Genomic DNA, 11649 nt, shown 5'->3' with positions numbered 1-11649 from the left:
GTCAAATCATAGCATATTATTCATTACGGCAGTTACAATTACATCATTTTAAACAGTGACTAAATGTTATACTTTTGTGGCCGCTAACAGTATCTTAATGTTTATTCGGTAAATTCAAAAGACTTTATCGCTTCTTCAATGTCTGGAAGATTTGTATCGTATTGGTCTGGAATGGCCATGTACAAAACAACATAAGCTTTTTTATTCTTTATTGTGTTGATGATCATGCATTTCATATCCTCATCTTCCATTTTTCCAGTAAAGACGAACTTACTAGCCGGAGCTTTGCCAAGTTCTATTTTATCTTCTTTTACTTGTGTAAACCCAGGCATTGATTTATAGCCTTCTACAAGTGCTGCGGTAGAATCCTCCAAAGTCAGGCCATCCGGCGCTTCGGCGGCTGTAATGGCTAGGCTGAATGATGACGGATCGCCAAAGGCTACGCCATTCGTTCCATTTTCGTGATTCTCTTCTTTTTGCCAATCTTCCGGAATACTGATTTTAAATTGAAGATCTTTGTTTTCATAGGGAACATATTTTTTTTCCGTAGAGCAACCCGTTAGAACAACTGCAGATAAACAGACTAATGCAAAAATGGTTACTAGGATTTTATTTGCTTTCATTTCTTCTTCTCGTGCCTCCTGAAAATAATTTTTACAATTCATTACAAAAGATCTATTGATAAGATTAACTAGTCCATTAAATAACTTGTTAGCGGCCACAAAAGATAAACACTTAGCCACTCCCTGAAACGTCACTTAGGTAATTTCAGGCCTCAGGAAACATCAGGCTAATCTTTTAAAAGATTCGTTGTCTATGCTTAAATCTGCTACAGGTGTCAGGTGTTTAGATGAGTTCACCTCCGTTGAGACATCCTTTGCTAATGCCTTCTGTGGAATGGGATAAAGACGTAACTTCTCCAACCTTCCGAAGTAAATGTGGATACCGGTAATTAAAAAGAGATCCTTGTTCTGTAGCTTCAGATGATATTTGTGTTATACTATTCGGAAGATAAGGTCTATTTCTTTAATGAGGAGAAGCTGTAATTATGAGCACCCATTTTATGCGTTTACGGTAATGTGAGGTACAGATCAATAGGCTCGGCCGTTTGTTGATGAGGCCGGGTTTATTTGCTGTACCTTTTTTCATTACGTAAAACGAATGAATGGGGTGCTTTTTTATGTCCAAAAATAAGAGAGAAAGAGGCCATGCCAGCCTCCTTGGGAAAAATGAAGATGTTTTCAGGTGTCCACTTTGTTTTAGTCCAATGAAGTTGGTTCATGTAAAGAGTTTGATCTGTAAAAATCATCATTGCTACGATCTGTCCAGACAGGGTTATGTAAACATGCTGCCCCATGGCCTGCAGACAAAATATCACCGGCGGATGTTTGAAGCCCGAAGAATGATTAGCAGAAAGGGTTTTTTTGAACCTTTAATGGCAAAAATCAGTGAATTAATCCTAGATCAAAGCAAATTCCAAGAAGGAAGGATAAAAATATTAGATGCCGGCTGCGGCGAAGGTTCCCTGTTATCAGGGATACAAAAGAAAATAACTCAAAACTCGGCCCTCGACCCTTTGGGCGTAGGTCTGGATATTTCTAAAGAGGGTATTTATATGGCGGCCAAGGAATACACCAGCTCCCTTTGGTGCGTTGGGGATCTGGCCAAGGCTCCCTTGGCCAGTGAACAATTCCATTTTATTCTCAACGTTTTAACCCCGGCCAATTATGCGGAGTTTGGCAGAATGCTTGTTCCCCATGGCAGAGTGGTTAAGGTGCTTCCCGAAAAGAACCATTTATGGGAATTAAGGGATATTTTTTATGAACAGGCACATAAACAAAGGGATTCCAACCGCAATACCATGGATATTTTTAAAAATAAGTTTAAGCTTTTGGACCTGGAACGGTTACGCTACAGAGTCACTTCGGACGAACCATGGATGGAATCCCTAATCCAGATGACTCCTTTGTCCTGGGGAACAACGGAAGAACGCCGGTTCAAAGCTCTAGAAATGGATTTAAGAGAGGTTACCATTGATTTAACCATCCTGGTAGGAGGAAATTAGCATAAAAACACAGAGGAGAAGAAAAATCGGCATAGCATAATGCATGCTGATTTTTTTACATCAAAGCCTCTTGTTGACGGAGTAATACTTTTTATGCAGCAGTACATATTTTTCATTCGATCCTTAATGTCACGATACACTGTATGTCAAGATAATATGCTGGAATCCGAAAATTTTCCTATTGCCGTTTTTGTGGGTAAAGATGTGGAGGAACCATTGCTCCGTGCTTAATAAGTGTTTTGGCAAAGAACCGTCTTTTTAAGTCAATGCGGAATGACTAGTCGTTTAAGGTGCAGGCGCAAGCAGCTTAGCACTAAGCGATGCGTTTGTTCATCTGCCAGGGCTACCGCTGCTTGGTGGCTATAAAGAAAGTCAGTTATGGCAAAGCAATATCTCTATAAATCCAATTGATCCACAATGCGACCCTCGACGCGTTACTGGAGGCAAAAACGCTATATTCACACAATGACCATAGTAGCGTATCCGGATTTCTTTGGCGGAGCCATGACTTCTGGAAATCGTTTGATTGGGTGTATATATACTGATCAGCAAAATAATTTCCTGTAAGCAAATAGTTATTCGCTATTTGCCCCTCGGCAATGGCGTCATAGTAAGTGAAGCGTCTCAAATCCATCAAAACTGTCGTACCGGAAGTAGCCGGGTGAATTGTTAGCTGTAAAGTCACAGGATTATAATACGAGAATACGAAAGTGATGCTGCCAACATCTACGCTGTAGGTACTGCCAGGAGCAGAAAGATTAAAGTTATATACTTCTACTGGTGTACCTGCTGGTCCGGTTGGCCCCTGCGGGCCAGGTTCTCCCTGAATCCCTTGCGCACCAGCCGGACCCTGCAGCCCAGGCTCGCCCTGTATACCCTGTGGTCCTTGCTGGCCGGGTTCACCCTGAACGCCCTGTGGCCCTGTTGGCCCTTGTATGCCGGCTTCACCCTGAACACCTTGTGGTCCGGCCGGTCCCTGCGGACCAGGTACGCCCTGTATGCCCTGAATGCCTTGCACGCCAGGTTCGCCTTGTATCCCTTGCGGCCCTGTCGGTCCTTGAATACCGGGCTCACCCTGAATTCCTTGAGGCCCCTGCTGGCCCTGTGGGCCAGCTTCTCCTTGCATGCCCTGAGGTCCTTGCTGGCCGGGTTCCCCTTGTATGCCCTGTGGTCCAGCGATTACCCCTACATTAATCCATTGGCCGCTTTCCTGGTCCCACACGTAGAGATAAGGATTAATGAAATAGAAGTCTCCCGGGGACCCGACAGGATAGGCTGCCTCAAGTTCTTCCAATGTGTTGAATGAGCCTTTGATTGTTCCTACCGTACCGGCCACACCTTGGATTCCCTGGGGTCCCTGTGGGCCGGGTTCGCCCTGTATGCCCTGCAGTCCTTGCGGGCCAGGTTCGCCCTGAATACCTTGCGGCCCGATCTCACCCTGAATGCCCTGTAGCCCTTGCGGACCGGGCTCACCCTGAATGCCCTGCGGGCCTGACTCACCTTGAACCCCCTGTGGGCCAGTAGCTCCCTGAGGACCGGGTTCGCCCTGAACACCCTGCAGCCCTGTTGGCCCTTGTGGACCAACTGGCCCAGTGGGCCCGGTAGCACCGTCAGTTCCGGTGGGTCCGGTGGCACCGGTAGATCCAACGGCTCCGACAGGTCCGGTAGCACCAGTAACGCCTATAGCGCCGGTGGCCCCGGTAGGTCCAACAGCTCCGGTAGCTCCAGTGGGTCCAGTAGGCCCGGTGGGGCCGGTAGGTCTAGGACAGCAAAGGCGAGTATTCGCTACCAGCCTGGTTTTGATAGACAATCTAATCACCTTCAATAAAATGAATTTTATAAAATACTTTCTCTTTATATAGATCAAGCTTAAGACGAAAAGAAAGCCAGTTCTATACCCTATATTTATGAAAAATTTTGTTTAATGGCTACAAGAATATATTTAGGCTTTTTAATTTTTTGATATCGTTGGCATAGTAATTCTTCATTGCAACAAAAAGTTCGGAGGGCAAGAAGGGAGAATCACTGTACCATTTTTAAAATTAAGAAGGGTTTTTAAAAAGGAGTTGAGAGGGAAAAGAGACAAAGAAAAGCACCGGAATTATTAAGGGATATTTTTTTGTGAATAGACTCACAAACAGATGGATTCCCACCGCAATACCTTCGATATTTTTAAAAGTAAGTTTAAACTCTCGAACCTGGAACGGTTACGCTACAGAGTCACTTTGGAAGAACCATGGATGGAATCCCTGATCCAGATGACTCCTTTGTCCTGGGGAACAACGGAAGAACGCCTGTTAAAGGCTCTGGAAATGGATTTAAGAGAGGTCACTACCGATTTAACCATCCTGGTAGGGGAATTAGCATAAACAGCGAAGAGAAAAAATGTTATGCATATCGCTTTAGGGTGACTTTGTGACAAAAAAGAATGGTTGTTATTGAAATGACCTAATCGACAACCCGTTTTAATGCACTGCCCAGGATGTCCATAAAACTAACCGGTGAGTTATACAAAGGGAATTTAATCAAAGGGTTGCTGCTTAGCTTAACCATTTTGTCTAAGCCCTCGTTATTCAGTTTTTCATATATTTTTCTGAAGGATGAAATGTTTTCAATATGTTCTTGTAGAGGTTTGACCAAATCGGCATAGGATTTTTCTTTAATCATCGCTTCCGCTGCCAGAAACCCGCTGGATAATGCGGCGACGCACCCTGTTCCGGTGAGTCTTTCGGTTAATCCTGCCGCTCTGCCAACCAAAAAGATATTGTCCACTTGAAATTTTTTAATTTTACCCGTTGAGAAGGGCGGCAAAATCATTCTAAAGGTCATTTGTAAATCGGATAAGCCCTCAGTTTCAAGAAACTGTTGAAATTTTTTGTCCATTTCCCATGGATCCATTCCTATACCGTAAAGGTCTACCACCGCTTGATAGTTACTAATGGGTGTTAATCTCCCATACCCTTGTTTGGCATAGGCTGTATTAAAATAAACACTTTGGGTACGGATATCAAATTCCCCGGCAGCTAAGCCGCTGTGAATATAGACAGTCCCATACTCTTGCCAAACCCCTAGGTTTTTGGCCACTGCTTCATTGCCGGTGGCTACCACCACATAATCATATTTTTTTGACAGTTCCCGATAGTCTGCCGGCCGATTTAAATGGATTGCCGTGGTTTTTAATAAGCGTCGCAATTGGTTTTCCAAAGAATTTTCATGCTTTCCTCGGGGATAGAAATAACCGAGGTTCCCCTTTATGACGGCTTTCTCATGGGGGACTTAAGAATTAATTTATCAATGTTGGAGAGAGGTTGCAGATCCAGTTTAAAATTATCTCTTAAATAATCCCGGATGTCTCCCCCCATGGGTACTTCAAAAACATTTAACAGGAGGATCACCGAGGGCCAATTCCAACCAACACCGCTATCACTGTCAAAAAGGTCCGTAATAACGCCAAGTTTTTCACACTGCAGAGCACAGGCCAAACCTGCCGGACCGGCCCCGATAATAGCGATCTTCATATATTTTTTGTCCATAGGAATACCCCCTGCTGCATTTAAGTTAAGTAAATTCTCTCATTTCTACACCATGAATTTATGGCAGACGGGTGCTGCCATTCTAACAGGAAGCTGTGGGATATTTGCCTTGGACGGTTAAAGATATACAATGTACAATGCCCGGCAGTGCAGGAAAACAAGAGGATTCGTAGAAATTTACCGGGCAGGGGACATACTACAGTTAAATGTTTCAAAGCATAGGATGATTACCAACAGGATTTCAAGGGGGGCTCATTTTGTTCTTTACCAAAGTACATGGCTTGGGTAATGACTTTATTGTGGTCAATGCCGGCACCGGGGAAGGCTTTCCCGATGATTACGCCTCACTGGCAGTAGAAATGTGCGACCGGAAGTTTGGCATCGGAGCCGATGGTTTGGTTTTGTTGTTGGATTCCGGTGTGGCCGATGTCCGCATGAGAATTATTAATTCCGACGGCAGTGAAGCGGAAATGTGCGGCAATGCCATTCGCTGTGTGGCCAAGTATCTTTACGAGCATAATATTGTTCGGAAAGAGGAGATAAAGGTAGAAACCCTGGCGGGAATTATTGCCCCGCAGGTTCTGCACCAGGACGGTAAAGTACAGGCCGTTAAAGTGGATATGGGTTATCCCAGGCTGGAGCGGACGGAAATTCCCATGCTGGGTCCCGCCGGACAGGTGGTGGGAGAAAATTTGGAAGTAGACGGGGAGAATTACCGGATTACCACCGTTTCCATGGGCAATCCCCATTGCATTATTTTTGTTCCGGATGTTGCTGCGGTCGCCCTTACGGAAATTGGACCCCGGATTGAAACACACCCGGCCTTTCCACGGAAAACCAACGTGGAATTTGTCCAAATGCTCAGCCCCCGGGAAGTGAAAATGATTGTCTGGGAGCGCGGAGCCGGTCCCACCCTGGCCTGCGGCACCGGAGCCTGCGCGGTGGCTGTGGCCGGAGTGCTGAACGGCCTGACGGAAAGAAAGGTTACCGTTCACCTGCCCGGCGGCCCGCTGGAGATTGAGTGGGCGGAAAACGGCAAACTGTATATGACAGGTCCGGCAACGGAAGTGTTCCACGGGGAATATACAGTATACAAACCCTGAGCCTGTTGATCTTTCTTTCAGTAAATTGTTATACTTTGCACGACTGTAATGCATAAAGGAGGAGAAAAATTTGCGCTTTGAAGAAGCCCAGCGGATTAAAAATCTGCCCCCTTACCTTTTTGCCCGTATTGAAAAGGTCATTGCCGAGAAAAAGGAGGCAGGAATTGACGTCATTAGCCTCGGTATCGGGGATCCCGATATACCCACACCGCAGCACATCATCACGGAGCTGCAAAAACAGGCGCTGGTTCCGGAGAATCACCAGTATCCTTCTTCTGTGGGCATGCTGTCCTATCGTCAGGCGGTGGCCGATTTTTACAACCGGCGTTTTCAGGTTCAACTGGACCCCAAAAGCGAAGTGGTGGCTTTAATTGGCTCCAAAGAAGGCATTGCCCATATTTCCTGGTGCTATCTAAATCCCGGCGACCTTGTGCTGGTGCCGGATCCGGGCTATCCCGTTTACAGCGGCGGCGCCATTTTAGCCGGAGCCGAACCTTACTATATGCCCTTAACGGCTGCCCGGGGCTTTCTGCCGGATTTTTCGGCCATTCCTGAAGACGCGGCCCGCAAGGCGAAAATGATGTTCCTGAATTACCCCAACAATCCCACCGGGGCGGTGGCAGACGAGAAATTTTATCGGGAGGCCATTGCCTTTGCCCAAAAATACGAAATTTTAATTTGTCACGATAATGCTTATTCCGAGGTTTCTTTTGACGGCTACAGCCCCCTTTCCTTTATGCAAATACCCGGAGCCAAAGAAGTGGGCATTGAATTTAGCTCGGTTTCCAAAGCCTACAATATGACCGGCTGGCGCATTGGATGGGCGGTGGGAAATGCCGAGGTCATTGAAGCCCTGGGACGTTTTAAGAGCAATATTGACTCGGGTCAGTTCCAGGCCGTTCAATATGCCGCTATGGCCGGACTGTCCGGGCCCCAGGATGCGGTAACCGCCAATAATGAAATTTACCGGGAGCGCCGGGATATTGTGGTTGACGGGTTGAACGCCATGGGCTGGAACCTGGAAAAACCCAAGGCCACCTTTTATATTTGGGCGCCGGTGCCCAAAGGTTTTACCTCGGCTTCCTTTGCCGAATTTGTCATCGACAAGGCCGGCGTGGTCATTACTCCGGGCAACGGTTATGGCGAACAGGGAGAGGGGTATTTCCGCATCTCCATTACCATGCCCAAGGAACGGATTGTTGAAGCCCTGGAGAGAATGAAGAAGAATATCGGCCAAGTTGAATTTTAGTTGCACACCAGAGAAATGATCCCTGGAATTTACCGATGTGAGGAGATATAACCGTGAGATTAGCAGAACGGGCTATGGGAATCAGCCCTTCACCGACCCTTTCCATTGATGCCAAAGCCAAACAATTAAAGGCTTCCGGTGTTAAAGTCATTAGTTTCGGAGTGGGGGAGCCGGATTTTGACACTCCCGAGCATATTAAAGAAGCGGCCATTGCGGCCATTAAGGCCGGGGATACCCGCTATACACCGGTGGGAGGCACCTTAAAGCTAAAAGAGGCCATTATCGACAAACTGCGCCGGGAAAACGGCCTGGAATATCAACCCAATCAAATTGTGGTTTCCACAGGCGCCAAGCAGTCCCTGTACAACGCCTTTCAGGTTCTCTGCCAGCCCGGTGACCAGGTGATTCTGCCGGCCCCTTACTGGGTCACTCATCTGGAGCAGATTAAACTGGCCGGGGCTGAACCGGTGATTGTGCAAACCCGCCAGGAAAACGGTTTTAAATTAACGGCGGAGGAATTGCAGGCGGCCATCACGCCCAAAACCCGGGTGTTTCTGTTAAACAGTCCCAGCAACCCTACCGGCGGGGTTTATCAAAAGGATGAATTGGCAGCTCTGGGCCGGGTGCTGCTGGAGAACAATATTGCCGTTATTTCCGATGAGATCTATGAAAAATTAATGTATGACGGACTGGAGCATGTCAGCATTGCTTCCATCAGCCCGGAACTCAAAGAAAACACCGTAGTCATCAACGGGGTTTCCAAAGCTTATGCCATGACCGGCTGGCGCATTGGCTATGCCGCCGCACCGGCGCCGGTGGCCAAGGCCATGACCGACCTGCAGTCTCATGCCACCTCCAACCCCACCTCCATTTCCCAGGCTGCCAGCGTGGCCGCCCTGAACGGTCCCCAGGAACCGGTGCAGGCCATGGTGCTGGAATTCCTCAAGCGCCGGGATTATATGCTGGAGCGGCTCAACGCCATTCCCGGGGTTGTCTGCCCCAGACCTAACGGAGCTTTCTACCTGTATCCCAATGTAAGCAGTTATTTTGGCAAAACCCACCGGGGCCAGGCTGTGAACAACGCCACGGATATGGCCAACCTGCTGCTGGAGATAGCCGAAGTGGCTGTGGTGCCGGGCATTGCCTTTGGCGGAGACGATTTTATCCGCCTTTCTTACGCCACTTCCCTGGAAAATATCAAGGAAGGCCTGGACCGCATTGAGAAATTTCTGGCCGAGTTAAGCTAAATAGAGCCGGACAGCGGCAAAATGGCCATAAAGAATCCCTAAGATAAATAGTCATAATCAAAGGACGCCTGGGCACATTATAGGTAATGCTGCCCGGGTGTTTTTATTTAAAGGGCAGCGGCATTCGCCCGCACCCCAAGATTGCGAAACCGGTGCTGGCATCTTGGTGAAGGAGGTATGATTTTGTTAAGCAAAGAGCAGCAAGAGGATTTTAAGCGGCAGCTTTTAGCCATGAGAGGCCATATGCTGGATCGCATCGAAGGAATGAATGAGGGGGGACTGGGGGAATCCATGACCGATTCCTTTGGCGAGCTTTCCACCTACGATAACCACCCCGGAGATGTGGGAACCGAGATGTTTGAACGAGGCAAGGATTTTGCTCTTCGAGAAGAAGCCATGACCACCCTGGGGGCCATTGATGACGCCCTGGATAAGATGGAAAAGGGGCGGTATGGTCAATGCGAAGTGTGCGGCAGGGAAATTGCCGTGGACCGGCTGGAAGCGGTGCCCTATACAACGCAGTGTGTGGATTGTAAAGCCAAGGATGAACATTTGCTCCAACCGGACCAGAGAACAGCGGAGGAAGATATGCTGGAGACTCCCTTTGCCCGCTCCTGGAAAGATCACGAAAATTACGTCGGTTTTGACGGTGAGGACACCTGGGAGACGCTGGCTGTCTGGAACGAGCATGCGGCCAGCTCCCGGGCCGGTTCCTATTATGGTGATGAGGAAATGATGGAAGAGAAAGGCCGGGACCCTTACCGCAATGTCGATAACATTCCCTACGAAGTGGGCGATGACGGTGATTTTTATCAAGACTTCCGGGGAACCGATGACGAACGAGCGCCCTATGAAAAAATTGACCTGGGTTACCGGCATCAAGAACCCGGCGAGAAGCAATAGCAAAGTGGAAAACGGCAATACAAAATGATCGTGGGCCAAACAAAGGAAAAAGAAAAACAGCAGAACGCGGATTTGCGCGGATTTAACAGATTTACACGGATTTTTTTGCTTCTTTTATATAATGACCTCGTTCGTCCATTCCATTTTATATTTAAAAAATCCGTGTAAATCCGGATAATCCGTTAAACGGTTTTGATTTAAATTCTATTTTGAGGCCAGGACGGGCATAACTATGAAATAAAGAGTTATGCAGCGGTGCTGGCCTTTAACTTTTAAATTTCGTTATTTTTAGGACAATTATAAAAGGAATATCTAAATTTAGGTAGAAGTCATAAGAAAAACATTCAGGTGGTGAGCATTTGATTAAAAGCATGACCGGCTTTGGCCGAGGCGAAGCCTGCGCCGAGGGACGCAGGTTTACCGTGGAACTGAAATCCGTGAACAATCGCTACTGCGAGGTGATTTTACGGCAGCCCAGGTCTTTATCCCAAGTGGAAGATAAAATAAAAAGACAAATTCAGGACCGTGTGGCCAGAGGGCGGGTGGACGGCTATATTTCCATTGAGGAGACCGGCGAGGTAACGCCGGCGGTAAAAGTTGACAAAGCATTGGCTGTGGCGTATCATAAGTCAATGGAAGAGCTTAAGGAATCTCTTTCAATTCCTGGCGATATCTCCCTAAAGGACCTTATTTCTTTACCTAACGTCATTTCCCTGGAGCAACCGGAAGAAAATGTGGAGCAATGGTTTCCAGCCATTGAACAAGCCTGCACTGAGGCCCTGACAGGGCTGATAAACATGCGCCAGAATGAAGGAGCCCGCTTAAAGGCGGATATTTTACAGCATGCCGCCCAGATTAAGGAGCTTATATTAGAACAAGTGGCGGAAAGAGCTCCCCTGGTAGTTCAGGAGCACCGGGCCAAGCTGACTCAGAAGCTGGCCGAATGGTTGGAAGAGGGGGCCCTGGATGAAAACAGGCTGGCGGCGGAGGTAGCCATTTTTACCGACCGGGCGGATATTTCCGAGGAGATTGTCCGGTTAAACAGTCATGTGAAGCAACTGGAGCAAATCCTCTCCGAGGGTGGAGCGGTGGGAAGAAAGTTAGATTTTTTAGTCCAGGAAATGAATCGTGAAATTAATACCATCGGTTCCAAGGCAAATGATTTAATGATTACCAACGCAGTGGTAAATGCTAAAAGTGAACTTGAAAAAATAAGGGAACAGGTTCAAAATATTGAATAATGACAATGGAGGGAACTGAAGTATATGGATATTAAGCTTATCAACATTGGTTTTGGAAACATTGTCTCAGCGAACCGGATTATTGCCATTGTTAGCCCGGAATCCGCTCCCATCAAAAGAATTATAACTGAAGCCCGTGACCGGGGAATGCTGATTGACGCCACCTATGGCCGTCGGACCCGTGCAGTGATCATCACCGACAGCGACCATGTGATCCTTTCAGCCGTGCAGCCAGAGACCGTGGCTAACCGTCTGGTCAGCAAAGAAGCGGCCCAGGTTGACGACCCCACAGACTAGGTGACCCGCAT

The 11649-nt window shown here is 47.5% G+C and carries 12 protein-coding genes; 9 read left to right on the top strand and 3 right to left on the bottom strand.

Annotation, left to right across the window (positions count from 1 at the left end; genetic code table 11):
* Window positions 1-101: 101 nt before the first annotated feature.
* The gene (locus tag DESRU_RS11770; RefSeq protein ID WP_187290566.1) at window positions 102-722 is read right to left on the bottom strand and encodes a DcrB/PsbP domain-containing protein; all 621 of its coding nucleotides are present in this window, start codon (window positions 720-722) and stop codon (window positions 102-104) included.
* A 443-nt stretch (window positions 723-1165) separates the two neighbouring features.
* On the opposite strand from DESRU_RS11770, the gene DESRU_RS11765 reads away from it, so the two are divergent.
* The 3 genes from DESRU_RS11765 to DESRU_RS20560 all read left to right on the top strand — a co-directional run bounded on the left by DESRU_RS11765 (window position 1166) and on the right by DESRU_RS20560 (window position 4434).
* Complete coding sequence (locus DESRU_RS11765; RefSeq protein WP_013842327.1) at window positions 1166-2065, top strand: putative RNA methyltransferase; 900 nt, start codon at window positions 1166-1168, stop codon at window positions 2063-2065.
* A gap of 832 nt (window positions 2066-2897) precedes the next feature.
* Window positions 2898-3371, top strand: a complete 474-nt coding sequence (locus DESRU_RS21280; RefSeq protein WP_238446455.1) for a hypothetical protein — start codon at window positions 2898-2900, stop codon at window positions 3369-3371.
* Window positions 3372-4206: 835 nt separating this feature from the next.
* Window positions 4207-4434, top strand: a complete 228-nt coding sequence (locus DESRU_RS20560) for a hypothetical protein (RefSeq protein WP_187290565.1) — start codon at window positions 4207-4209, stop codon at window positions 4432-4434.
* Between the two features lie 79 nt (window positions 4435-4513).
* Here DESRU_RS20560 and DESRU_RS11740 read toward each other — a convergent pair whose 3' ends face one another.
* Entirely contained in the window at window positions 4514-5269 is a 756-nt protein-coding gene (locus DESRU_RS11740) for a geranylgeranyl reductase family protein (RefSeq protein WP_238446282.1), read from the bottom strand.
* A 47-nt stretch (window positions 5270-5316) separates the two neighbouring features.
* The gene (locus tag DESRU_RS21270) at window positions 5317-5598 is read right to left on the bottom strand and encodes an NAD(P)-binding protein (RefSeq protein WP_238446281.1); all 282 of its coding nucleotides are present in this window, start codon (window positions 5596-5598) and stop codon (window positions 5317-5319) included.
* 257 nt (window positions 5599-5855) lie between these two features.
* Here DESRU_RS21270 and dapF point away from each other — a divergent pair, with 257 nt between their 5' ends.
* From dapF to remA, 6 genes are all read left to right on the top strand, one after another.
* On the top strand, window positions 5856-6701 hold the full coding sequence (gene dapF, locus DESRU_RS11735) for a diaminopimelate epimerase (RefSeq protein ID WP_013842325.1): 846 nt from the start codon (window positions 5856-5858) through the stop codon (window positions 6699-6701).
* A 70-nt stretch (window positions 6702-6771) separates the two neighbouring features.
* On the top strand, window positions 6772-7950 hold the full coding sequence (locus tag DESRU_RS11730) for an LL-diaminopimelate aminotransferase (protein ID WP_013842324.1): 1179 nt from the start codon (window positions 6772-6774) through the stop codon (window positions 7948-7950).
* Window positions 7951-8003: 53 nt separating this feature from the next.
* Window positions 8004-9197, top strand: a complete 1194-nt coding sequence (locus DESRU_RS11725; RefSeq protein ID WP_013842323.1) for a pyridoxal phosphate-dependent aminotransferase — start codon at window positions 8004-8006, stop codon at window positions 9195-9197.
* Window positions 9198-9374: 177 nt separating this feature from the next.
* Window positions 9375-10100: a TraR/DksA C4-type zinc finger protein gene (locus DESRU_RS11720; protein ID WP_041275394.1), complete on the top strand. Its 726-nt coding sequence runs from the start codon at window positions 9375-9377 to the stop codon at window positions 10098-10100.
* 359 nt (window positions 10101-10459) lie between these two features.
* Window positions 10460-11341 carry a YicC/YloC family endoribonuclease gene (locus DESRU_RS11715; protein ID WP_013842321.1) on the top strand — a complete coding sequence of 294 codons (882 nt, stop codon included), beginning with the start codon at window positions 10460-10462 and terminating at the stop codon, window positions 11339-11341.
* 24 nt (window positions 11342-11365) lie between these two features.
* Window positions 11366-11638, top strand: coding sequence for an extracellular matrix/biofilm regulator RemA (remA, locus tag DESRU_RS11710; RefSeq protein ID WP_013842320.1), 273 nt, complete (start codon window positions 11366-11368; stop codon window positions 11636-11638).
* Window positions 11639-11649 lie beyond the last annotated feature (11 nt).

It is taken from the genome of Desulforamulus ruminis DSM 2154, from assembly GCF_000215085.1.
GTDB lineage: Bacteria > Bacillota > Desulfotomaculia > Desulfotomaculales > Desulfotomaculaceae > Desulfotomaculum > Desulfotomaculum ruminis.
Note: the sequence above shows the minus strand (reverse complement) of the source record. Positions and strands in the feature narration are given on the sequence as shown.

Coding starts and splice junctions, on each gene's coding strand:
- DESRU_RS11765 (WP_013842327.1), top strand. CDS start 1,166: ATGGGGTGCTTTTTTATGTCCAAAAATAAGAGAGAAAGAGGCCATGCC.
- DESRU_RS20560 (WP_187290565.1), top strand. CDS start 4,207: ATGGATTCCCACCGCAATACCTTCGATATTTTTAAAAGTAAGTTTAAA.
- DESRU_RS21270 (WP_238446281.1), bottom strand. CDS start 5,598: ATGGACAAAAAATATATGAAGATCGCTATTATCGGGGCCGGTCCGGCA.
- DESRU_RS11720 (WP_041275394.1), top strand. CDS start 9,375: ATGATTTTGTTAAGCAAAGAGCAGCAAGAGGATTTTAAGCGGCAGCTT.
- remA (WP_013842320.1), top strand. CDS start 11,366: ATGGATATTAAGCTTATCAACATTGGTTTTGGAAACATTGTCTCAGCG.